This is a genomic window from Alteromonas sp. AO-Serp (genome assembly GCF_017849675.1).
Classification (GTDB): domain Bacteria; phylum Pseudomonadota; class Gammaproteobacteria; order Enterobacterales; family Alteromonadaceae; genus Alteromonas; species Alteromonas macleodii.
Genome location: NZ_JAFLMX010000057.1, coordinates 1 through 22,828 on the forward strand (window position 1 = coordinate 1; position 22,828 = coordinate 22,828).

Here is a 22,828-nt window from a genome sequence, read left to right on the forward strand (position 1 = left end):
CGTCTAACAAGTACAATGCCACCTAATAGACACAGTGGGAGTAAAGACCATGCTCCGCCATGCTCTTCTACTATGACTACCGTATCTTCAACCACATATTCATTATTTTCACTTTCAAGGGGAAGATAGGCGAGTGCACTGTCATCATAGGCATCGGTATACGCCACAAGCATTTCGGTATCTGCATCATAAAGCTCTAATAGAATGTCGTACTCACCCGGCGGATAGCCAGAAACTAATGTGCTTTCAATGGTAAAGGTATCTGTTGAGTCTTCTGAGTAAATGTAAAATTCAGACGACACGTGAATAGACTCGTACACGTCGTTTTTGCCCAAATACAAGACCGCGTATACTGGCGCGCGAGTGAAAATGGTGTCGGCGTCAAACTCAATCGAAAACGTAGAGTGATAACCATCGTAATCAATGTCTTGCTCAAGTGTTACCCAGCTTTCATAAATCCAAAACTCATTAATACTGCTGACTACGATATCGCTAGAGGACTTACTCACGGCTAAATGCTGTTGATGCTTACCCGCCTTGGGAAGGGACTGTTGATTAGTCTCAACGTCATCAACAGATTGAGAGATTGTTTCTTCGCTTGTCAATGCACCTGAGGTTTTAGGCAGCAGCGATTCAGCGGCAACAAATGGTTTGTCGTAACGGTATTCGTTAGAGGTAACGTTTTTGTTTTGTGCGCTATTTTCGGTACTGGCATGCACAGGTGACATAAGCGCAAGCTGTAATGTTGCAATAGCAGAATATGTAGTAAGTGAGAAAAGTAGCTTTTTCATCTGTCCATCCTTTTCCAATCGATAATGACAGTGTCATTGTTGACGGAAAAAGATGAACAAAAGCTGAAGGGGAAATTAACGCCTTCTCAGTTAAAGCGGTGAGGGTGCCTTAGAGATCAGTCGTCGAAGTAGTGATCTTCTTCTTCGTATTCACCTTCTTCACGCGGCTCGAAGTAAGTACCCCAACCGTCGTAGGTTACATCATGCTTGTCGGCAATTTTAAGCAAGGTGTCAGAGTCCGCATTAAGCTTTTCAATATCTAGCTTTCGCTCTGCAACTGCGTCGAAGCAGAAAATGGTTTCGCCATCATCAAGAATAAGCTCTTCTGCGTCGGTGACTTCAAAACCAGCTTTAAACGCATCAACAGCTGCCTTTTCTAGCACGTCGAAGTCAGTGCTGGCGAAGTGGTACTCAATGGTATAGTCGGCATCGGCTTGGCTGCCGTCTTCTAGAAGGGCATCAATAGTTTCTTGGTTAAACTCGTACCACTCTTCTCTTTCATCGAACTGGGTCATAATAAACACTCGTTAGCAATTTTGACGCAAGTTTACCTGCTTTTTTCCAGTTCATCGACCTGTGTATTAAGCGCATCAAACTTTTGTTTCATTTCATCGTTAAAATGCACCATCCACTCTTTAATTGTCTTGTCCTCGTTCAAGGCCTGAGGGGCAGCAATATCAATAAGCACAATGCCGTTATTCCAACGGTTCCATTTTACTTTATTGTGCAAATTGCTGGCGGTTACCATAACAACCGGTTCGTTGGTGGTCTTAGCTAGGCGAAACGCGCCTTGCTTAAAAGGTAATATGCCTCTGCCATAGCTTCGTGTACCTTCTGGGAATAGCCATACCGACGTTTTCTTTTTCGCAATGCGTTTTGCAGCAATATCGAGTGTATTACGGGCTTTACCGGAATTCTTTCTATCAATCATGATATTGCCTGACAACCAATAGATTTGGCCGAAAATAGGGATCCACTTTAAGCTCTTTTTGCCAATGGTTACAACGCCATGCAGAGCAGCTTTACAGATAGTGATAACGTCGAAACTGTTTTGGTGATTGGCAATGAAAACGTAGGGTTCGTTTATTTTAACCGCAGGATCTTTTTTTATAATAATTTTAAGACCTATGATCCTAGCCATCATCGAATACATACTACCCGCAATATGTACGTTATCTTTGTGAAAAGGCCGTACGATACAAACAATCAGCAAAACGATGTTAATGAGTAAAAAGGCGATAAAAAGTGCCGGAATGCGGAATAAAGCGATCAAAACAACTCCTAGATACAATTGACGCGCGCAGTATAGATGAAGTTTCAGCGTACACTTGTCCGATGAGTTTTTACAGTGCGGAAGGTATAGTTGAGCAATAAGTTGGAAAAGTGGCTATGTTTCTCACCTTTAGTATGAGGAAATTTTGCCGATACCCAATTACAATAATAAAAAGCGCAATCGAACCTAACTCGGTAACCACTATATGCAGACATTTACTCCAGACGACCTAGAAGAAGATATTCTTGCTGACCTTATGGAGGAAATAAACGAACTCTATGAATCAAGTGAACAAACCTTGATTGAATTAGAGCTTCGTCCGGAAGACAACGAATTGCAGCGTGCTCTGTTTCGCTCAATCCACACCATTAAAGGTGATTTAGGCCTGGTTAACTTCTCTCCCATGATCCCGCTTTTGCAGCATGTAGAGGACTTGCTAGATTATTTGCGCAAAGGGCAGGTGGCCTACACAAGTACTATGAGTGACTTGGTATTGCTTACTATGGACAGAGTAAAAGCCTTTGTAGAGGCTGTAATGGCCAATGGCAAAGCCGAGTACGATGACAATCTTCACAATCAGCTGGTTTTAGCTATCGGTCGTGTGACACCTGAAAATACTGCTGAGCATGAAAAACGCCTTACCGAAGCGGTCTTATTACTTAACCCAGCGTTAGATATTGTTGCGGATGAAGACGACCCACAAAACGTTCAGATAAAGCCCCCTACGTTAGCGGCTACAGGTATCCCTAAAGATATTAGTAGTGAAAAGAAGCAAGATATTCTATTTTTCCGCGACTTAATGCAAACCATTGAACGCCGCTCTAACTACTGGTCTGGTCGTGGTGATCGCATTGCCAAACTCGCTATGTATATTAACGATGTGGCCGAAAACCCTATCGACGAAGATCAGCTTGCCGTAGCCAGCTATGTACATGACTTCGGAATGGCCTTCATGCCATTGAAGCTTCTGCACAAAGGCGATGCGCTAAGCGATATCGAATTTAATCTTATGCGCTCTCATGTGTATAAAAGTGCCCGTTTGTTAGAGCACCTAGATCAATGGGATATGGCGCGCAAAATTGTGATGCAGCACCATGAACGCACTGATGGAACAGGTTATCCATTGGGGCTAAAAGAAGACGATATCTGTGAAGGTGCGAAGTTACTTGCCATTATTGATACCTACGATGCAATGACACACCCAAGAGCGCACAATGAAGATAACGTACTTTCTAAAAAAGAGGCGGTGATAGAAATAAATCGAAGCGCCAAAGGCCAGTTTAGTATGAAGTGGGTAAGGCATTTCAATCAGGGAATGACGGCGCTACTGACGAAAGGACATTAGGTCGCAAGCCGCTTATAAGCTAGCAGTGAGTTCCCTGCTAGCTTACGGCGTAATCACTAGGGTTAGTTCACGCCTAATTCTTTTAACTTTCTTGTTAGGGTATTTCTTCCCCAACCCAAGCGTTTAGCCGCATCTTGTTTGTGGCCATGAGTGTGCTGAAGTGCTCGCTCAAGCATAATACGCTCAAACGTCAGCATCGCGTCGTTAAGAATATTGTGATGGCCGTCGCGAAGCTGTTTATCGGTCCAGCTTGCCAACAAATCTGGCCATTCACCCGATTCAGCGCTAGGTTTTTCGATACTGCTATCGCTGTGAATTTCCGGTGGCAGATCGCTGGGCAGCACTTCTTGACCACTCGCCATTACCGTTAACCAGCGACACACGTTTTCTAGCTGCCTTACGTTTCCAGGCCATGGTAGCTGAGACATTACGCGCTCAGCGTCTTTCGATATGCTTTTAGCTTCTACATCAAGTTCTTTGGCTGCTCGGCGCAAGAAATGACGGGTTAGTAATGGAATATCTTCGCGGCGCTCGTTAAGTGAAGGAAGGTGCACTCGGATAACGTTTAAGCGGTGGAACAAATCTTCCCTAAACTTACCTTCAGCAACCCTTTGTTCTAAATTCTGGTGAGTTGCAGCGATGATGCGTACGTCCACACTCACTGATTGATGGCCACCGACACGATAAAACTGGCCGTCTGCAAGCACACGTAAAAGGCGGGTTTGTACATCTAACGGCATATCGCCTATTTCATCTAAGAACAATGTTCCGCCGTCGGCTTGTTCGAAGCGGCCTTGACGAGCTGCCTGGGCTCCGGTAAATGCGCCCTTCTCATGGCCAAATAGTTCTGATTCTACAAGGTCGGCAGGAATGGCGGCCATATTAAGGGCGATGAAAGGTTTACTTGCTCTTGGGCTGTGCCTATGAAGGGCGTGCGCCACAAGTTCTTTACCCGTTCCTGATTGCCCGTTAATTAGCACGCTAATTGAAGAGCGAGACAAACGACCTATGGCACGAAACACTTCCTGCATGGCAGGTGCTTCGCCAATAATTTCCGTTACTACGTCTTCAACTTGCGCTTTAGATACGGTGGACTGCTCTCTAGCATGTGCCAGCGCCCGCTGGGTTAAGGTTACTGCCTCGTCGATATCAAATGGCTTTGGCAAATATTCAAAGGCGCCTTTTTGATATGCGTTAACTGCGCTGTCTAAATCCGAATGCGCCGTCATAATGATAACGGGGAGCATAGGGTGCGAGGCATGCACTTCGTTCAGTAACGTCATGCCGTCCATTTGTGGCATTCTTATGTCTGAAATGATGACTTCAGGGGCTTGGCCGCTTTGAAGTTGAAGCAATAAATCTTCTGGGTTTTCAAAACTTAAGCAACTGATATCTGCTGCTTGTAAGGCCTTTTGCAGCACCCAACGAATAGAACTGTCATCATCGACAATCCACACAGACTCATTCGTCATCGTCTGTCTCCTTACGATCTATTGGTATGTAAATTACGAACTCAGTGTGACCAGGGTAGCTATCTACATCTATTTTGCCGCCGTGGTGGTTTATAAGGGTCTGTGAAATAGACAAACCCAACCCAGAGCCATTTTGCTTGCTTGTGACCATGGGGTAGAAAAGTGTGTCTTTTACTTCAGCCGGAATACCCGGGCCGTTATCAATAATTTTTATTTTAGCTACCAGCGCGTGACGCTTCGTTTGAATTGTCATTTGGCGCTCTATTCGCGTAATTAACCTAATTTGTGGGTTGGGGGTTTGGCTCTCGGTTAATGCCTGAACGCTGTTGCGCACAATATTGAGCACCGCTTGCTGAATCATGTCAGGGTCTAACATAAGCGGTGGAATGCTGGGGTCATAGTCGCGAACTATGGTAATGGGATTGTCTGAGTCAAAGCGCATTAAGCTGCGTATTTTTTCAAGCGCTTGATGCACGTTGCTTTCTTCAAATCGAGGTAGTGAATTTGGTCCAAGCAATCGATCAACTAAGTTTCGCAGACGGTCAGACTGCTCAATGATCATGCTTGTAAATTCTTTATGCTCGTCAATCAGCTCTTTTTCTAATAGCTGTGCTGCACCGCGAATACCACCAAGAGGATTTTTGATTTCGTGTGCAAGGCCGCGAACCAATTCCCGTGCTGCGTAATGCTGCGCGTTTTGTAAAGTTTCTCGAGAAATTCGCTTTTGCTGGTCAATCTTTTTAACTTCAAATAGCAGTCGTGGGCCGTCTTCGAAGTGCAAGTTGGTAACGGTTAGGTCGGCAGATACATAGCGGTTATCTCGAAAAGCCAACTTAATTTCGTTTTCGGTGAAATCTTCACCTTTTCTGATGGCAGCTTTAAGTCGGGTGGTTTCTATTGTGCCCGGCAAGAAAAAATCTTGAAGTGGATGCCCAATAAGTTGTTTTAATCCAGTCTCAAACAAAGCTTCACCAGCGTGGTTGGCATAAACAATCGTAAGTTTGTTGTCTACCATTACCAGTGCGGTATTTAGGCTATTGATTAGCTGTTGTGTTTCTAACTCGGTGGAATGCATCCGAGCTCGTCTCCTTTGCACCATAATTGTGCATTGTAGCTTGCAATGATGCGTTGCGCGAATAAAGAGCTCAAGAAGAAATGTTCACTGAACCTCTATGGTGCGCATACATAACAGTGGTTGCACGCTATTAGTTATTAATTAACGCCGATGCCTGATGCAGGTAAAGGGTTTGTAATGGAGACGATGCAAGAGTCTTGCCCGTATTGTTCGTGAGTTCAACTTTATAAGTATGTGCCCCACGATGGATACCAGTAAGCTTAAAGACGCCTGAACTATTGCTAGCTAATGGGGCGTCGTCAAAGATTAATCGGTAGATTGGCGCTTTGGGTGCACCAGGTTGTGCGGCAGAAATAGTGAATTCACCCAAGTTATTGCGAATTGTCGCTTCTGGTGCAGGTGACTTAATGACTACGCGATAGTTGGGCTTGGGGGCAGCCGGCTTCGCAGGGGGAGGTGGGGTAACCTTTGCCGCGGTTACTACGTTTTGCGTTTTTACATCGAAAGCTAGGGGTTCTGCGTTTTGCTGCGGCTTGTCGGTGTAAGTCACAGAGCCGTCTTTACCTACCACCTTGTATATGGTCATTGGAAAGGTAGCTGCGGCTGATGTTGCATTGCTGCTTTGTCCGGTTTCGCTTTCTTGTGCTTCTTGCTGGGTACTTTCTTGGCTCAGCATTTCCGCTTGCACAGGCAGTAAGCCATTGCCGCTACTTAGTAATAGCGAAATTAAGCAAATGTGTCGCGTCATGTAGTGCACGTGTCGTTACCTAATCAATGTGGTTTTGGCTAGCTGGCTAATTCATATAGCTTGCTATGTTTGGCTTATGGATAACCTTTCTAGTTGTATGCAGATGCAAGCGGGCAAAGCCCTGTGCGCAGTTGATACAGCATGAAAGAGTATTCATTAGCATAGCTATAAAAACATAGTAGATAAATCGTACGCATAAAAAAAGCCCGCAGAGCGGGCTTTAGTATAAATTGCTATACAGTGCGAAATTACACGCTGTAGTACATGTCGAACTCAACAGGGTGAGTAGTCATGTTAAGTTTCGTTACTTCTTCAGACTTAAGATCGATGTATGCATCAATCATGTCGTCAGTCATAACGCCACCAGCTTTAAGGAAGTCACGGTCGTTATCAAGAGCTTCAAGTGCCATTTCTAGCGAGCTTGCAACTGTTGGAATTTCAGCAGCTTCTTCTGGCGGTAGGTCGTACAAGTCTTTATCCATTGAATCACCAGGGTGGATCTTGTTCTTAATACCGTCGATACCCGCCATAAGCATAGCAGTGAACGCTAGGTATGGGTTAGCTGTTGGGTCAGGGAAACGTACTTCAATACGACGTGCTTTATCGCTAGTTACGTGAGGAATACGAATAGATGCAGAACGGTTACGTGCAGAGTATGCAAGCATTACCGGTGCTTCGAATCCAGGAACTAGACGCTTGTATGAGTTAGTAGAAGCGTTAGCAAACGCGTTGATTGCGCGCGCGTGCTTGATGATACCACCAATGTAGTAAAGTGCTTCCTCAGAAAGACCTGCGTACTTGTCACCAGCAAAGATGTTTACGCCATCTTTAGAGATAGATTGGTGACAGTGCATACCAGAACCATTATCGCCAACAAGCGGCTTAGGCATAAAGGTAGCTGTTTGACCGTATGCGTGTGCAACGTTGTGAACAACATACTTGTAAACTTGAATTTCGTCAGCTTTCTTAACTAGCGTATTGAATTGGCAAGCAATTTCGTTTTGGCCAGCAGTTGCAACTTCGTGGTGGTGCGCTTCGATAACAAGGCCCATCTCTTCCATAACTAGACACATTGCAGCACGGATATCGTGAGCAGAGTCCACTGGTGGTACTGGGAAGTAACCGCCTTTAACGCCAGGGCGGTGTGCCATGTTGCCGCCTTCAAACTCTTCGCCAGAGTTCCACTTTGCTTCAGAAGAGTCAATCTTGTAGAAAGAACCCGCCATGTCAGTGTGGAAGCGTACGTCATCAAAAAGGAAAAACTCTGGCTCTGGGCCGAAGAAACATGTGTCACCGATGCCAGTTGATTTTAGGAATTCTTCTGCACGACGAGCAACTGAACGAGGGTCACGCTCATAACCTTCCATTGTTGAAGGTTCAACGATGTCACAACGGATGTTTACTTGTGTCTCTTCAGCGAAAGGGTCAACTACGCAGCTTGTTGCGTCTGGAAGAAGAACCATGTCTGATTCGTTGATGCCTTTCCAGCCAGCGATTGAAGAACCATCGAACATTTTACCTTCTTCGAAAAACTCTTCATCAACAACGCTCGCAGGAATAGATACGTGTTGTTCTTTACCCTTTGTATCGGTAAAACGTAAATCTACAAACTTCGCTTCACTTTCTTTAATCAGCTCTAATGCCTTTTCTACTGACATCGTGTCCTCCAGGTTTAATGTAAAAATGCGGAATGATCAGCTTCACTCCAACAGTGGCAAAAGTGAAAGCGATTATCATGCCATCTATATGTATACCGATTTCTGTGGCATAGACGGGCATCTATCACTTCCGTTTGAATTAAATTGCATTATATTGGTGCAATGTTGCACCAATATGGCGTTTTGTGCTCATTTGTACGTCAATCAGCCTAGATTACTTTGTAGCGTATAGCCACCAAATATGATCAATTAGGTGCAACGGGGCTGGTTATTTGTTGAACAAGCGTTTGAAAACCAATAAAACTCGTTTCCATCAAAAAAAAGATGCGCAAACGTCGTGGTTTTTCTGTACAATCCGCGCAAATTTTTCTATCTGCATTTTTTTGCAACAAATCTAACGCATACTCCTTTCCACTGAATTGAAGTAGACGTTGATTTACACAGGCTCTATATAAGCATGAATACCACTGATATTAATAAATTGCGTAACATCGCAATCATCGCCCACGTTGACCACGGTAAGACCACCCTGGTAGACAAACTGTTACAGCAGTCTGGCACCCTTGAATCTCGAGGCGAGCAAGAAGAGCGCGTAATGGACTCGAACGACATCGAGAAAGAACGTGGCATTACCATCCTAGCTAAGAACACAGCGATTAACTGGAACGACTACCGTATCAACATCGTAGACACTCCAGGACACGCTGACTTCGGTGGTGAAGTAGAGCGTGTAATGTCGATGGCTGACTCTGTACTTCTACTTGTAGATGCACAAGAAGGCCCGATGCCACAAACCCGTTTCGTTACGCAAAAGGCATTTGCTCAAGGTCTTAAGCCAATTGTTGTTATCAACAAAATCGACAAGCCTGGTGCGCGTCCTGACTGGGTTATGGATCAAGTTTTCGACCTATTCGACAACCTAGGTGCAACTGACGAACAGCTAGATTTCCAAGTTGTTTATGCGTCTGCACTTAACGGTTGGGCATCACTAGATGCAGATACTAAAGAAGACGATATGACGGCATTGTTCCAAACTATCGTTGACCAAGTTTCTCCTCCTGATGCAGATATCGACGGCGCATTCCAAATGCAGATTTCTCAGCTTGACTACAACTCATACGTGGGTGTTATCGGCGTAGGTCGTGTTAAGCGTGGTTCTGTTAAGCCAAACCAACAAGTAACGGTCGTTACTGCTGATGGCAAAAAGCGCAACGGCAAAGTTGGCTTAGTTTACGGCTACCTTGGCCTTGCTCGTCACGAAGTTGAATCTGCTCACGCGGGCGACATCATTGCAATCACAGGTCTTGGCGAACTTAAGATCTCTGACACCATTTGTGACATCAACACTGTAGAAGCACTTCCTCCACTTACGGTTGACGAGCCTACAGTAACCATGACGTTCCAGGTAAACACCTCGCCGTTTGCAGGTAAAGAAGGTAAGTATGTAACGTCACGTAACATTCTAGAGCGCCTTAAAGATGAACTAGTACACAACGTTGCACTGCGCGTTGAAGAAATGCCTGATCCGGACAAGTTCCGCGTATCTGGTCGTGGTGAACTTCACCTAGGTATTCTTATCGAAAACATGCGTCGTGAAGGTTATGAGCTTGCAGTGTCGCGTCCAGAAGTAATTCTGAAAGAAGTTGACGGCGCAACGCAAGAACCATACGAAACCTTGACTATTGACTGTGAAGAACAGCACCAGGGTTCAATCATGGAACAGCTTGGTCTGCGTAAAGCAGAAATGACTGACATGTCTCCAGATGGTAAAGGTCGTGTACGTATCGACTTTATCATTCCAAGCCGTGGCCTAATTGGTTTTCAAACAGAGTTCATGACGTTAACGTCGGGTTCTGGCTTGCTATATCACACGTTCGATCACTATGGTCCGTACAAAGGCGGTATCATTGGTAAGCGTAAGAACGGTGTTCTAATCGCTAATGCAAACGGTAAAGCACTAACTAACGCCCTGTTTAACCTTCAAGAACGCGGTCGCCTATTCATCGGTCACGGTGTTGAAGTGTACGAAGGTATGGTTATCGGTATTCACAGCCGTGACAACGACCTTACTGTTAACGCGCTTAAAGGTAAGCAGCTTACTAACGTTCGTGCATCGGGAACTGATGAAGCGCAAACACTTGTTCCGCCTATCAGAATGTCACTTGAGCAAGCGCTTGAGTTCATCGATGACGACGAACTAGTAGAAGTAACGCCTGAATCTATCCGTATTCGTAAGAAGCTTCTTACAGAAAACGAGCGTAAGCGTGCATCACGTGCACCTAAGTCTTAATAGCTTCTAAGACTTACATTGATTTTGAAAATGCCAGCGCCAGCTGGCATTTTTTTCCATTTTGCCGATGAGTTTGGCCTGCAATCTTTTAAATCGTGTCTCAACTTACACACCGCCGCTTCCCATCAAAAAAGCTGCTTTCTAGCATTATCACTAAAACGTTAGAAAAAGTTTAAATATCGACCAAAGGTTAGTGGTCAAAAGCGTTCAGAGATTCTATGCTTGAAAATATCAGTCCGCATAGGTCAATACCCAGCGAGCATTTATCTATGCGGATTGGTACAATAAACTGACGTCTTAACACGTGAGCTAAGTCGTTGTAATATTTACGGCTAATGACCTAAAAAAAAGGGGAAGGGTAGTGTTTTCTGTAGCAGTAGTTGAAGATGATCCTATCACGCTTGACCTTATTACTGACGCGTTGGAAACGCAGTTAGACGCCACCGTGTATCCATTTACACGTAGTAAATTTGCAAGGGATTTTTTGCTGCAACAAACCGCAGATTCTATCAGCTTGATCATCAGTGACCAAGTAATGCCGGATTATGATGGACTAAGTCTTCTAAAAACCTGCCAGTCTTCGGGTTTGGACGTTCCATTTTTACTCATCACTGCCGACCCTAACAAAGAGTTAGTGATAGAAGCGCGTAAGCTTCAGGTTACCGGTTTCCTTGCTAAGCCACTCAATATGGAAGAGCTAGTTCAAAAATCGAGAGAGGCGGTGTCGCAGGCTAGCTAAGCTTGAAGGTTGTATTTCATTTTATGCATCGCACGCTAAAGGTGTGCATGCGGGCCAAAAATCTACTTCGTGGTTAACGATGACAATGTAAAACAGGTTAGGACAGCAAAGCGCAATTTACCTTTGGCTTTAACGTGTTAATTTATCTCTATTAAAGTACATTTCGATATAGAAAATTCGGGTTAATTCATCTCACGCCCCTAGTTTATGAGGCGCTAAAATTCTACACTGTTGGCATAAGTTTTTATGCAACAGGATGTAATGTGAGCGCCTTATTCGATAATACCCCTCCCAGAAAAGACACATTTTCGTTTAAATGGCAAAAGTACAAAGGGAAAGACATCATTCCTGCGTGGGTTGCCGATACTGAGTTTCGTTGCGCGCAGCCAATTCTAGACGCCATTTCGGGTCAGGTTGAGCATGGCAACATGGGTTACATACTGCCTGCACATCACGAAGGCGCTATTCAGGCTGTAGTGAGATGGCTTAAAGATAAGCATAATTGGGAAATTCAACCCGAGTGGCTAGTGTGGACACCAGGCGTTGTGCCAGCGTTTAACGTAGCGTGTAAAGCCTATTGTGAACCCGGTGATAAAGTACTTATTCAAACACCCAATTATCCGCCTCTACTGGCTGCCCCAAAACTAAATGGTCTCGAACGGGTAGATATAGGTACGGTAGTGCAAAATGACGACGGCACGAGTTCTGAAACTATCTCGAGTGTTGAAGGTGCGCGCTATACGTTAGATTTTGAAGCATTAGAAAGAGAAGCGGCTGATCCTAAATGTAAGCTGTTTATTCTTTGTAACCCAATGAACCCGGTAGGTTCGGTGCTTACTAAAGCTGAATTAGATCGCATTGCTGAGATCTGTAACGCGAACAACGTTAAGCTATGTTCTGATGAAATCCACTGCGACCTTATTCTAGAAGAAGGCAAGCAGCACATACCGGCGGGCCGCGAGTCGAACCTTGCTGAAAATAGCGTTACGCTAATGGCTGCCAGTAAAACATTTAATATTGCTGGTTTGGGAACGTCTTTTGCCATCATCCCTAATCGCCAATTACGCCAGGCATTTACCAATGCCGCAGCGGGCATCGTACCTTGGGTTACTGTATTGGGCTTAGCGGCTACAGAAGCAGCATTCACTCAATGTGACGAGTGGCATCAGCAGCAACTTACCTACTTGCGTGAAAACAGAGATATGGTGTTCAACACAGTAAACAGCATTGACGGGCTTAAAATGCTCAAAGCCGATGCGACGTTCCTTGCGTGGGTAGACGCCAGTGGACTAGGTGTAGAGAACGTCCAGCAGTGGGCCGAAGAGAAAGGCGTAGGTCCGTCACCAGGCATCGATTTTCACAAGGCGGACCATTTCAGAATTAACTTTGGCTGCAGCAAAGCGATGCTCCAAGATATTCTGCAACGCCTCGCCAGCTAAAAATAGGGGTCAGAGTACTTTTTGCAGCTACGCTTTCTATTAAAAAGGGCCAAAGTATTACTTTGGCCCTTCTCATATGCAGTTAGTTTGTTAGTCACGTAATTTCATTGCTATCTTCAAGTGCACGCTACAACGACATACAAAGGGATTAAATTACTCTGACCCCATTTTTACCATTTTTGCAGCTAGCTAAATACGCCGATTAGTTTATACAGGCCTAAACCAATCACAGTACCCACTACTAGAAAGCCTGCCAGGTTACTTTTCCATGTGTTTCTAAATTCACCCAGTGCGGTGCTTTTATTCATAACGACCAATAGGAATATGGCAATAATTGGCAGTAAAAGAGCATTAGTCGCTTGAGCAAACAAGATGGCGGGTAGGGGCTTAAAGCCAAGTGCTGCAACGCTGACACCCACTACAATGATGATAAACCATACCGCTTTAAAGCTCTTGCTTTGCATATCGTCAGAAAGCCCTAGTGCTCCTGTTACCGCATAAGCGGCTGCTAGCGGCGCAGTGATAGCACTGGTTAAGCCTGCGGCGAATAACCCTAGTGCAAAGAACCACTGAGCTTTGTCACCTAAAACCGGTTTAAGCTGTTCGCCCATGTTTGAAGCGTCCATAGTGGCAGCTTGATTGAAGAACGCCATCATTGCTGTTGCCATTACGATAAGCGTAATAAGCCCACCCATACTAATAGCTCTAGCAGACTGGTTTCGGCACGCAACGACCGCGTCTTGTTTATCTTGGCCTTTCGATGATTTTGCAACTAGGCTCGCGTGAAGAAACAAGTTGTAAGGCACGATGGTGGTACCAATAAGCGCCAGCACCGTGGTAATGGCGTCAGCGTCCAGCCGCGGAGACATTAACTGACTAAACATCGCGGCGATATCAGGTTTGGCTACCAACAGCGTGATAAGAAATACGCCAGCCATAATAAAGACGAGATAAACCAGTACTGTCTCTATCCACTTGTAGCTGCCCGACCAGAGTAAAACTATAGCGATCGTGCCCAAAATACTGGCCCAGGGGCCAATGCCTATACTGATAAATGCGTCTAGCCCGATTGCAGCGCCGGTTAGGTTGCCCGATTCATAGGCTGCGTTGCCAATGCCGATAGCACTGACAATAAGCACGATAAAAAGATTCTTTAGCCATGGCTTGTAAGCCATGTTTTTCATTGCACTGGCTAGGCCTTGGCCGCTGGCCACACCTAAACGCGCTGCCATGTCTTGCAATACTATGGTTGCGAATATGGAGAAAAGGAGCGCCCATACTAGGTGAAAGCCAAAGTTTGCACCTGCCAGACTTGCCGTAGTTACTGTTCCAGGGCCAATAAAGGCGGCCGCGATGATGTATCCTGATTTATCTTTTGCCATTGCAACGACTCTTAGTTAAGTTTTGCTATCATGACAATAGGTAGGCGAGCACGCAACAGTACCGCTAAACCAATACAGTAACAGATTGGTTTTAAACCTATTGTCGCGTACCCAGTGTAGAAGTTTGTTGTTTACTCTTTACCTTATTTCCCATTATTTTGGGTAGATAAAAGGTTACAAAACATGCCCTCTACAAAGTGGCCGCGCAGACTACCGTTTCATAAAAGAGAACGCAAATTAAAATAGGATGGTAATGGTGAAAGATGGGTTTCCAATTAACACAATCAGCGATATTGTTTCGCTTCCCAATTTCGAGAATGTGCTTCCGAATGCTTATTATGTAGATGGAATGATCTTTGCCGTTGCTTCCGCGCCTGAAATTCCCATGCCCGAACAGTGGATGCCGTGGCTCATACAGTCTAGTGACAGCCACCTTGTAGACAAAGATGTAGATAAGCTTGCTGATACATTAATGAATGGCCTGCGGGCGCATTTGGATTTTATGCGTCAGGAAAAGTCGCCCATGCCTAGTGAATTGAACGTTGCGATAGAGGTGCAAGGAACGACGAGGCCTTCGAAAGAACTCGAAAGCTGGCTAAATGGGCTTTTACACGTGCACAAGCAATTAGAACCTGTGTGGCAAAATGCGTGGAACCATTGGGAAAAGCATTTAGAAAAAAGTAAGGCGAACAAGAAAGACTGTGACGATAACGAGCCTGAGAAAACAGAACCTGCAGAAGCTCGCCTGTCTCGATGTTTAAAGCTTTTCTCAACGCTTGCTAATATTGAATTAGCTTTGTCTTACAGAAACGACAAACAAGCTGCTCAGCTTGAAAGTAATATAAACATGCTTGTTAAACAGCTTCCTTCGGTGCTGGCAGATTACACTAAGTTGTCAGGGGAGCTAGCAGGCGCGTTACCCAATCAATTTGAAACCTTCAACAAAGTAACCTAGGGGAAAACTTGATAACTGGGAGCTGCAGGAGAAGCAAAAAACAAAAACGCTAATTCAAAATTAGCGCTGTCTTTGTTGTTGATGCCGTTGATTCAACGTGTGTTTAAGCGAAGCGGTATAGCTGTCTAATTCAAGCTTCGCCTTTTCGTATTGCTCGTTAAGAAGCCGTGAAGCAGGCTCCCTCATAAGCGCCTTAAAGGCAATGTCTGTCTGTTTGAGCAAATGCTTGAGGTGTTGATTACTGTCATCCATGTATAGCATTCCGATAAAAACAATTTGTTAAACCCGAGAAACAGCAGGTTCTGGGCGACTATGTGCAATGCTTACAACACTCTCAACAACAAGCTTAAAATTACTTCTCACACTACACAGCAGTACTGGTTCCTTGAGTACTGACTTTTCAATAATTTTGTACGTGCGCCTTTACTATTTAGTTTGGCTTAAACTTTTATAAAGGTTTTACCACAGCCAGGCAAACGATGGCGAGAATGATAAGCACCGGCGCTTCATTTAAAAAGCGATAAAAGCGCGGAGAGTGTCTATTTTCGTCGCGTGCAAATTGCTTCATTAACTTAAACAAATAGAAGTGATAGCCGTAAATAGCAAGAAGCAGCAGCAACTTTATATGAAGCCACCCCGACATTTTAAACCAAGTTCCACCATAGCTGACAATAAGCGCAACGCCGAATGCCAGAGTTAACAAGGCGAATGGAGTAACAAAGAACCACAGGCGGCGCTCCATGACCTTAAATTCGTCTTTTACCACTTGAGATTTCGTTGTCGCGTGATACACGAAAAGTCGCGGTAAATAGAAAAGTCCTGCCATCCAAGCCAGCATGAAAAAGATGTGCAGCGCTTTAAACCATAAAATGTACATACTAATAATGAGCCTTTTGTAAGAAGCTTTGTAAGATATTCCACGTTACTACGCCAATAATATCGTTTAGCTCCTGATCGTAAATATAAACTGCGCCAGAGCGCGAGTTTTTAAGGTGTTCGTATACTTCGTGCAGCGTAGACTGCGCGCTAATACCTTCCATTTCGTAATAGTTTAACGCTGTTGCATCGTGTTCCAAACTCACATTGTATTGGACCAGCTTATACTGCACATCTATTTCAAATTTTAACTTCTGAATGACAATTTTTGTTGGATCGCTTTCTAAGTAGTTAATTAACGCTTGCTCCGGCGCATCGTGAAATAGCTTGTACTCGGTATTCATCGCTGCAAGTACGCCCGTTTTCTCAAGTGCTTCACGAATAGACGAGATAGCGTAAGGGAGATTTTGATAATCAAGCTGGCGTATGAAAATAGAGCGGTTGCCAAAGAACTGCGTAGAAGTCACGTAAGCAGGCACAATTACCAACATGGCTGGTAGAATAATTTGCGGGCTGTACGATAGTTCCATAACCGCGGAAAGCGCTGCAAGAGGCGCGTGCAATACTGCGGTCAACATGCCTGCTATGCCTAACAGGGCAAAGCTGTTGGTAAATTCGGGTACGTCAATAAAGTACGACAGTGGCAATAAAAGTACGGCGCCAGCAAGCATGCCAATAACCATCACAGGGCCAATGATCCCTCCTGGAATACCGAGGCCAATAGCAAAAACCGCCAAGATAACTTTAAACACCAAAGTAGAAACCAACAGCAGCGCGCCGGGGGAGCTATCAAATAAGTGCTCAACATCGATAAAGTTGGCGCCAAGGGCTTCAGGTATAAACATACCAATGGTACCGGTAATTAGCGCAGCAAGTATTAAACGCCACACCATGGAAACTGGCCTGAACCACGTCATCACCCGCATAAGCTGGCTATTGAATAAAACGGCCAGCATGCCTAACAGAATGCCTAGTAGCACCAAGTAAAAATACATCCACTGGCTAAATGCATTAAACGATAAAAACGAAAGCTCGTTTACTTCTCCAAATACAATGCGAGTGAGCACAGAGCCACAGGCAGCAGCCAGCATGACAGGAACAAAAATATGTATTTTGTATTCCCTAAGTACCACTTCCATCACGAATATTACGGCAGCAAACGGGGTGTTGAATGATGCCGATATCCCTGCCGCAATGCCGCAGCCTGCAAGTATTCGAATACTGTTGTAGGGCAAGCGAAGCCATTGCCCTAAGAAACTACTGCCTGACGCGCCTAAATGAACGGAAGGGCCTTCTCGACCAACAACGAAACCGCCGGCCAGGGCTAGCATGCCCCCAAAGAACTGGTTAATGGTGGTTCTAAATGGAATATGACCGTAATAGTACTTCACTCGATGAATAACGAAGGGAATACCTAAACGGTAGTGCTTGAAGCCCGTAAGAAAGGCGATAAATAGAATTAACCCTACACTGATAAATGGCATGATAAGCCAAACCAACCAGTCATAGGTAAGCACCGACTGAAGCGACGAAACGCCTGTTTCTTGTAGCCATTCTACGCACAGCCGAAACAGTATAATGATAAGCGCCGCGCAGGTTCCCCCTACAATGCCCAGCATGCACAACTGAATGGATGTGCGTGGATGAGCTACTTCCTCTCTTAAAGCCTGCAAGCGCATGTTGTGGTACAGTAGATTAACGTAAAAAGAAGCTTACCATAAACACCTAAAATTCATAATGTTTAGAGCGCCTTAGCGCACGGTGTTTTTTGTTGATGTAGATATCATGACGACAGATCAGTTAAAAGAAGTTTTAGGCAACTACAAGTGGACACTGTTAGTGGCGCTTATTATGTTTGCCATGGTTGGGTTCGGCTATAAGCTAGCGCGAATTATTGACGAAGGTGACAGCAAGAAAGTACAGGCTCAGCAAGAAACTATTGCTATTTTGTCTGAAGAAAATCATTCGCTTACTACCAAAGTGAATCAGCTGGAAGTCGCCATGGAGCTTGCCACGCTCGAGACAGAGAGCATTACCAATACATTAGGCGAACAGAAAAAAGAACTAGAGGCGCAACAGGAATTATTGAGTTTCTATGAACGCGTCGTGGCGCCTGAGAAAACCGACGAAGGTTTTGCCATTGAAGGGGTAGAAGTTTTTAAGTTAAGTGACAATACCTATCAACTTAGGTTGGTTCTGCTGCAGTCTAAACAGCAAAAAGCAGTGATAAATGGCAGTTTAGATATTGCCGTAGTCGGTCAGCGAAACGGTGAAGTGATCACGCTGAAATCGGGCGAATCGAGCCTGCTGGCAGAAGATATCAAATATCGCTTTCGCTTTTTCCAAGCCGTTAACGTAACTCTCACTATTGAGGAAGATATAAATCCCGAAACCATTAGTTTTTCTACAACGGTCTATCAATACAAAACCCGTAAAGGCAACTATGAGATAAGCGTGCCGTGGAATGAAGCGCTTTCTGTCGAAATAGAGTAATCGCTGTGGGGCAGCGCTAGCCTATCCGTTAATTCAACCTTTTAACGCATCGAAAGCTTTATTCAAACAAATACCAGTAGCCATAACCCACAAGAAATGCAGGAATAGCAGAGTACACTGTGGCAATAAGCGCTGCTTTGGGTGAGAGCGCAATGGCGGGAAACAACGCGTCGCCGTCATTACTTATTGCATTGCCAAGTTGTGCTGAAAACGGAACTGCGCCATTAAGGTATAAGCTGGTTACCAATATCTGCGGACCGCAACCAGGTAAGAACCCGATGATGATCGCCAGGCCAACTAAGCCGGGGCCCATGGATTGAAGCAGCCCTGCAATGTCTAGCCCAAACCAGACAACAGACAGCTCGAACATAAGAAACGCGAGTACTACCCATGCCAATACAAACTGTGTGTCTAGTGCGGCTTTCTCTTGCCATTTAGGCGGAGGCGGAATTAAATCCTCTTTCGTAATCGAAGCGTATCCGCTTCCCGAACCACACAAAGACCATAGTCCAAGGCTCGAAATACATAACGCGGCACCAATCAGCGTTAGTGTACTTTCACTGATAGCAAGGTAACTGTGTACGGGAAGTTGAAAGGCCAAACCAAGCGCAATCGCCAACGAGGGTAAGCTCGCAATCATCCAGAATACTTTAGAAAATGATATGGCTTTGTGGCTTACTGTTTTGGGTTTATCACAGTTTTGCGATTGTTGGAGCGCACCATCGGCTTCAGGAGCCTGGTAATTATGAAATTCATTGACCACTAGCCCCGTCATTGCACCCACCGTGACGCTGACGGCCATTACGGTTAAGGCATCTAACGGTGCTTGGGCGAGTAACAGAAATGCGGCATCGCCCATAGTGCTGGTTAGCACTGCTACCACGGCTCCAAAGCTTGTCACACCTCGCGTGTACTGAGTGACAACGATGATAGCACCACCGCAGCCTGGCAGAGCACCAAGTAGAGCAGATAATCCTACCTCATGCACAGGGTGCGCTTTCATATAATTACCAATGGCTTCGGCCGAAACGCGCAACGTGGCGACGTAATAAAGCGCAAGCGATGCATATACAAACGCTGCCACTTGAAAAAATGCATCTGACAACACCGATAAAGTAACCGCACGGGTGCTGTTATAAGTAAGAAGAATGGCTATAAACAGCGGCATCAACAGCCGTTTATTGGTTAAGTGAGGAAAAAAAACGTTTCTTAATAGGGCGCTAGTAAAAGAAGGTAAGTGTTTATACCGGACCACCGCCTTAGCGCTTTTTGATGTGTGAGACGCCGTATCCATTACAACTACACCCTCGACCTATTGTTATCCATGTTTAAGGCGTGCCTAGTTAAGCACGCCTAGTTTTCGCAACGCCTTAGCTCGAAAGCGTAACTGTGCCTTTCATGATGCCGATGTGACCAGGGAACGAGCAGAAAAACATGTATTCTTCATCTTTGCTTAACCCTTCAACAGAAAAGGTCGTTGAAGTTTGTTCACCGCCGCCAATAATGTCAGTCGCGCCAATTACGCGCTCATCGTCTGGCTTAACGTAATTGTTGTCTAAACCCGCACTCATACCGTCTGTTGCCACTGCTTGTCCGTTGGCTTTTGTTGTCATCACCCAGTTATGGCCCATGGCTTGTTTAGGTAACTGACCTGTGTGCTTTAAAGTCACGGTAAACTCGTTACAACTCGCCGGGATAACAACGTTCGACGTATTGAATTGCATGGCGTCGTTTGATTCCACAGTCACTTCGCATTCGTTAGCAAATGCACCAGAGGCCATAAGAAAAAGGGCTGTGCCACCAAGTAACTTCTTGATCATAAATAATGTCCTTTGAATTTTGGTTAACTTCACCTATCGGTGGAATTGGAAGATTCAATTTTCTTTACGAAAAAGAATAGCACTGGATCATTGTAAATGCTAACGATTATCATTTATATTGAGTGGTGTATAAAGAAAGCGCTTTTATGTACATCGAGCTTTTTTGTTTTTTCACGCACAAGGGATGCACATGTCTTCGATACGAAATGCAGTTCAACACGTTCGATTTGGATACAACGACAATGAGCTGAACTCAACGCTTTTAAGAAACTATCTAGATGGCGTAACTTTCGTTGCCAACTTATTGCCAAGTGATAGAGACAAATTTTCTATCTATAAAAATGCGGTTGAGGTGCTTTATGAAACCCTGTGCGATCCGCAGGTCAGTCAGCAATGGCGGCATAGTTGTTTAGAGCATTTGTACAAGCCGTTACTTAAAGCTGAGCGCTACGCGTGTAACGAGAGTGATCGAATTGCGCTTGCGAGAATAAAAATAGACATGAACACTAGAGAGCCTGTTGATCTTTGATGTACAGCAAAGGTCTGCAAGCGCTAGTGCACCATTTTTTATAATTCACTTACTAGGGCCTAGTTTTCTAATGCCACTAGCCCTAATAGGATTCTGATAAAAGCGTGGCAACCACGCCGAAAAACTAGCTATATCAACACAAGGATACGAGTCATGACAGCAACACGCACAGAACGCGACAGTATGGGCGAGCTACAGGTCCCCGAAAATGCACTCTACGGCGCGCAAACTCAGCGTGCCATTCAAAACTTCCCTGTAAGCGGGCAGCGCATGCCGGAAGCCTTCGTACGCGCGTTGATTACAGTAAAAAAAGCCGCAGCACAAGCCAACATGAAACTCAAAGTGCTGGATAAAGATCGCGGTCAAGCGATAGTTAAAGCCTGTGATGAGCTGTTGGCACTTGATGATGTGATGCAGCATTTTCCCGTTGATATATTTCAGACTGGTTCAGGCACCAGCACAAACATGAACGCCAACGAGGTCATTGCTCGCTTAGCCTCTCGTTATTCTAGCGAAGAGGTTCATCCGAATGATCATGTAAATTACGGGCAAAGTTCAAATGATGTGATCCCTACCACCATTCACGTTAGCGCGGCTATTGCATTGTCAAACGAGCTTATACCAGCCGTTGAACGTTTAGTTCGTACTATTGAAGTTAAAGCAAAGTCGGTAGCGCAATACTGCAAAACCGGACGCACTCATCTCATGGATGCGATGCCTGTAGGCATGGATCAAAGCTTACTGGCTTGGGCTTCTCAGCTCAAGCAGCAGGTTAAAACCCTGCGCGCTGTGCAGCCAGCTATTCAAACCCTTGCCCAAGGAGGCACTGCGGTGGGAACAGGTGTAAACGCCCATGCGGATTTTGCTACGACATTTTCAGATGCACTAGGGGAGCTGACCGACATTGGGTTTAAGCCCGCTGATAATTTCTTTGCATTGATTGGCTCTCAAGACACAGCAGTGACGCTTTCCGGTGCGACAAAAAGTCTGGCTGTCACCCTTATGAAAATTGCTAATGACTTGCGCTGGATGAATTCTGGGCCTTTGGCTGGCTTAGGTGAGATTGCGCTGCCTGCGCTGCAGCCAGGTTCATCAATTATGCCCGGCAAGGTAAACCCGGTTATTCCAGAAGCAGTAGCGATGGCTTCAGCGCAGGTAATAGGTAACGATACGGCGATTACTGTAGGTGGGCAGTCTGGGAATTTTGAGTTAAATGTAATGCTACCAATGATTGCCAGCAATTTGCTTTCAAGTCTGTCGCTAATGACCAACAGTGCGACGCTAATCGGCGAGCAGGCGATTGAGGGCTTTACTGTAAATCAAGATAACATTGAAGCTGCGCTTTACAGAAACCCTGTACTTGTCACTGCACTTAATCCTGTTATTGGCTATGCAAAAGCCGCGGAAATCGCAAAAGCCGCTTACAAAGAAAACAAGCCCGTTATAGATGTGGCCGAAGCCATGACAGATATTCCCAGAGGCGAGCTAGAATCATTACTAGACCCTAAAAAACTCATCACGTCTTAAACGCCGTGAGAAAACCAATATGAAAAAAAAGTGCGATCTACGATCGCACTTTTTTGTTTTGAAAGAGGCGGATGAAAATCAATATGGCTCACCTAGTGCTTTTACAATTCAGACTTGATTGAAAACTGCTCAGCGATTGGCACGTTCTTGGCTTGTTCTAGGGTTATTATCAGGGTAAAACGTGTTTTAACCGGTATACAGTTGCTGTATGCGAACGGGATTTTTGATACAGTGACGCAATAAATAAATTGTATAGCTGCGTAAGACAGCAACAAACACTAGCGCTAATAGGTTTTGCTTATTGTCATGGCTAATTGCTATGAGGAAAGTGACGCCTTTTCGGGAAGAAAAAATGACAGAAACTTGCTTTCGCATGAAGGGCACTACGCTCACCAGTATTGTGTTAGAAGTAATAG

Annotated in this window: 21 protein-coding genes; 8 read left to right on the forward strand and 13 right to left on the reverse strand. The window is 45.0% G+C overall.

What is annotated here, in order from left to right; all coding sequences use genetic code 11:
* The 3 genes from QVA83_RS04935 to QVA83_RS04945 form a co-directional block, all read right to left on the reverse strand.
* The coding region (locus QVA83_RS04935; protein ID WP_287498190.1) for a choice-of-anchor H family protein at window positions 1–791 on the reverse strand (791 nt) is incomplete at its 3' end.
* Window positions 792–907: 116 nt separating this feature from the next.
* Window positions 908–1,306 (reverse strand): ribonuclease E inhibitor RraB, encoded by a 399-nt coding sequence (gene rraB / locus QVA83_RS04940; RefSeq protein ID WP_287498191.1) that lies wholly within the window; start codon window positions 1,304–1,306, stop codon window positions 908–910.
* 32 nt (window positions 1,307–1,338) lie between these two features.
* The gene (locus QVA83_RS04945) at window positions 1,339–2,064 is read right to left on the reverse strand and encodes a 1-acylglycerol-3-phosphate O-acyltransferase (RefSeq protein ID WP_287498192.1); all 726 of its coding nucleotides are present in this window, start codon (window positions 2,062–2,064) and stop codon (window positions 1,339–1,341) included.
* Window positions 2,065–2,269: 205 nt separating this feature from the next.
* Here QVA83_RS04945 and QVA83_RS04950 point away from each other — a divergent pair, with 205 nt between their 5' ends.
* A complete protein-coding gene (locus QVA83_RS04950; RefSeq protein ID WP_287498193.1) occupies window positions 2,270–3,409 on the forward strand; it encodes an HD-GYP domain-containing protein in 1,140 nt (379 codons plus the stop codon).
* A gap of 62 nt (window positions 3,410–3,471) precedes the next feature.
* Here the strand turns inward: QVA83_RS04950 and glnG are convergent, their stop codons facing one another.
* The 4 genes from glnG to glnA form a co-directional block, all read right to left on the reverse strand.
* Window positions 3,472–4,881, reverse strand: coding sequence for a nitrogen regulation protein NR(I) (gene glnG, locus QVA83_RS04955; protein ID WP_014977284.1), 1,410 nt, complete (start codon window positions 4,879–4,881; stop codon window positions 3,472–3,474).
* Window positions 4,871–5,956, reverse strand: a complete 1,086-nt coding sequence (gene glnL, locus QVA83_RS04960; protein WP_014950590.1) for a nitrogen regulation protein NR(II) — start codon at window positions 5,954–5,956, stop codon at window positions 4,871–4,873. The genes glnG and glnL overlap by 11 nt, the downstream gene beginning before the upstream one ends.
* Window positions 5,957–6,086: 130 nt before the next feature.
* Window positions 6,087–6,713 (reverse strand): DUF4124 domain-containing protein, encoded by a 627-nt coding sequence (locus tag QVA83_RS04965; RefSeq protein ID WP_502711454.1) that lies wholly within the window; start codon window positions 6,711–6,713, stop codon window positions 6,087–6,089.
* A 239-nt stretch (window positions 6,714–6,952) separates the two neighbouring features.
* A complete protein-coding gene (gene glnA, locus QVA83_RS04970) occupies window positions 6,953–8,362 on the reverse strand; it encodes a glutamate--ammonia ligase (RefSeq protein WP_014950588.1) in 1,410 nt (469 codons plus the stop codon).
* 457 nt (window positions 8,363–8,819) lie between these two features.
* On the opposite strand from glnA, the gene typA reads away from it, so the two are divergent.
* The 3 genes from typA to QVA83_RS04985 all read left to right on the forward strand — a co-directional run bounded on the left by typA (window position 8,820) and on the right by QVA83_RS04985 (window position 12,830).
* Entirely contained in the window at window positions 8,820–10,652 is a 1,833-nt protein-coding gene (typA, locus tag QVA83_RS04975; protein ID WP_014950587.1) for a translational GTPase TypA, read from the forward strand.
* A 361-nt stretch (window positions 10,653–11,013) separates the two neighbouring features.
* A complete protein-coding gene (locus QVA83_RS04980) occupies window positions 11,014–11,391 on the forward strand; it encodes a response regulator (RefSeq protein ID WP_287498195.1) in 378 nt (125 codons plus the stop codon).
* A 263-nt stretch (window positions 11,392–11,654) separates the two neighbouring features.
* A complete protein-coding gene (locus QVA83_RS04985; RefSeq protein ID WP_014950585.1) occupies window positions 11,655–12,830 on the forward strand; it encodes a MalY/PatB family protein in 1,176 nt (391 codons plus the stop codon).
* A 185-nt stretch (window positions 12,831–13,015) separates the two neighbouring features.
* Here QVA83_RS04985 and QVA83_RS04990 read toward each other — a convergent pair whose 3' ends face one another.
* Window positions 13,016–14,212, reverse strand: coding sequence for an Nramp family divalent metal transporter (locus tag QVA83_RS04990; RefSeq protein ID WP_014950584.1), 1,197 nt, complete (start codon window positions 14,210–14,212; stop codon window positions 13,016–13,018).
* A gap of 253 nt (window positions 14,213–14,465) precedes the next feature.
* On the opposite strand from QVA83_RS04990, the gene QVA83_RS04995 reads away from it, so the two are divergent.
* Window positions 14,466–15,167: a UPF0149 family protein gene (locus tag QVA83_RS04995; protein WP_287498196.1), complete on the forward strand. Its 702-nt coding sequence runs from the start codon at window positions 14,466–14,468 to the stop codon at window positions 15,165–15,167.
* 60 nt (window positions 15,168–15,227) lie between these two features.
* Here QVA83_RS04995 and QVA83_RS05000 read toward each other — a convergent pair whose 3' ends face one another.
* From QVA83_RS05000 to QVA83_RS05010, 3 genes are all read right to left on the reverse strand, one after another.
* Window positions 15,228–15,419 (reverse strand): hypothetical protein, encoded by a 192-nt coding sequence (locus tag QVA83_RS05000; RefSeq protein ID WP_014950582.1) that lies wholly within the window; start codon window positions 15,417–15,419, stop codon window positions 15,228–15,230.
* Window positions 15,420–15,615: 196 nt separating this feature from the next.
* Window positions 15,616–16,044 carry a CopD family protein gene (locus tag QVA83_RS05005; RefSeq protein ID WP_014950581.1) on the reverse strand — a complete coding sequence of 143 codons (429 nt, stop codon included), beginning with the start codon at window positions 16,042–16,044 and terminating at the stop codon, window positions 15,616–15,618.
* A gap of 1 nt (window position 16,045) precedes the next feature.
* A complete protein-coding gene (locus QVA83_RS05010) occupies window positions 16,046–17,722 on the reverse strand; it encodes a chloride channel protein (RefSeq protein WP_039235311.1) in 1,677 nt (558 codons plus the stop codon).
* 106 nt (window positions 17,723–17,828) lie between these two features.
* On the opposite strand from QVA83_RS05010, the gene QVA83_RS05015 reads away from it, so the two are divergent.
* Window positions 17,829–18,536 (forward strand): DUF6776 family protein, encoded by a 708-nt coding sequence (locus QVA83_RS05015; protein ID WP_287498197.1) that lies wholly within the window; start codon window positions 17,829–17,831, stop codon window positions 18,534–18,536.
* Window positions 18,537–18,594: 58 nt separating this feature from the next.
* Here QVA83_RS05015 and QVA83_RS05020 read toward each other — a convergent pair whose 3' ends face one another.
* Together QVA83_RS05020 and azu are read right to left on the reverse strand one after the other, a co-directional pair.
* Window positions 18,595–19,704, reverse strand: coding sequence for a putative manganese transporter (locus QVA83_RS05020; RefSeq protein ID WP_287498198.1), 1,110 nt, complete (start codon window positions 19,702–19,704; stop codon window positions 18,595–18,597).
* A gap of 202 nt (window positions 19,705–19,906) precedes the next feature.
* A complete protein-coding gene (gene azu / locus QVA83_RS05025) occupies window positions 19,907–20,356 on the reverse strand; it encodes an azurin (protein WP_287498199.1) in 450 nt (149 codons plus the stop codon).
* A gap of 190 nt (window positions 20,357–20,546) precedes the next feature.
* On the opposite strand from azu, the gene QVA83_RS05030 reads away from it, so the two are divergent.
* Window positions 20,547–20,885, forward strand: coding sequence for a hypothetical protein (locus tag QVA83_RS05030; RefSeq protein WP_014980170.1), 339 nt, complete (start codon window positions 20,547–20,549; stop codon window positions 20,883–20,885).
* A 153-nt stretch (window positions 20,886–21,038) separates the two neighbouring features.
* Window positions 21,039–22,412, forward strand: a complete 1,374-nt coding sequence (locus QVA83_RS05035) for a class II fumarate hydratase (RefSeq protein WP_287498200.1) — start codon at window positions 21,039–21,041, stop codon at window positions 22,410–22,412.
* The last annotated feature ends 416 nt before the right edge of the window (window positions 22,413–22,828 follow it).

Excerpts from the sequence above, each read along its gene's own strand:
- rraB (WP_287498191.1), bottom strand. The coding sequence starts at position 1,306 with ATGACCCAGTTCGATGAAAGAGAAGAGTGGTACGAGTTTAACCAAGAA.
- QVA83_RS04950 (WP_287498193.1), top strand. The coding sequence starts at position 2,270 with ATGCAGACATTTACTCCAGACGACCTAGAAGAAGATATTCTTGCTGAC.
- glnG (WP_014977284.1), bottom strand. The coding sequence starts at position 4,881 with ATGACGAATGAGTCTGTGTGGATTGTCGATGATGACAGTTCTATTCGT.
- glnL (WP_014950590.1), bottom strand. The coding sequence starts at position 5,956 with ATGCATTCCACCGAGTTAGAAACACAACAGCTAATCAATAGCCTAAAT.
- glnA (WP_014950588.1), bottom strand. The coding sequence starts at position 8,362 with ATGTCAGTAGAAAAGGCATTAGAGCTGATTAAAGAAAGTGAAGCGAAG.
- typA (WP_014950587.1), top strand. The coding sequence starts at position 8,820 with ATGAATACCACTGATATTAATAAATTGCGTAACATCGCAATCATCGCC.
- QVA83_RS04990 (WP_014950584.1), bottom strand. The coding sequence starts at position 14,212 with ATGGCAAAAGATAAATCAGGATACATCATCGCGGCCGCCTTTATTGGC.
- QVA83_RS04995 (WP_287498196.1), top strand. The coding sequence starts at position 14,466 with ATGGTGAAAGATGGGTTTCCAATTAACACAATCAGCGATATTGTTTCG.
- QVA83_RS05000 (WP_014950582.1), bottom strand. The coding sequence starts at position 15,419 with ATGGATGACAGTAATCAACACCTCAAGCATTTGCTCAAACAGACAGAC.
- QVA83_RS05005 (WP_014950581.1), bottom strand. The coding sequence starts at position 16,044 with ATGTACATTTTATGGTTTAAAGCGCTGCACATCTTTTTCATGCTGGCT.
- QVA83_RS05010 (WP_039235311.1), bottom strand. The coding sequence starts at position 17,722 with ATGCGCTTGCAGGCTTTAAGAGAGGAAGTAGCTCATCCACGCACATCC.
- QVA83_RS05015 (WP_287498197.1), top strand. The coding sequence starts at position 17,829 with ATGACGACAGATCAGTTAAAAGAAGTTTTAGGCAACTACAAGTGGACA.
- QVA83_RS05020 (WP_287498198.1), bottom strand. The coding sequence starts at position 19,704 with ATGCCGCTGTTTATAGCCATTCTTCTTACTTATAACAGCACCCGTGCG.
- azu (WP_287498199.1), bottom strand. The coding sequence starts at position 20,356 with ATGATCAAGAAGTTACTTGGTGGCACAGCCCTTTTTCTTATGGCCTCT.
- QVA83_RS05030 (WP_014980170.1), top strand. The coding sequence starts at position 20,547 with ATGTCTTCGATACGAAATGCAGTTCAACACGTTCGATTTGGATACAAC.
- QVA83_RS05035 (WP_287498200.1), top strand. The coding sequence starts at position 21,039 with ATGACAGCAACACGCACAGAACGCGACAGTATGGGCGAGCTACAGGTC.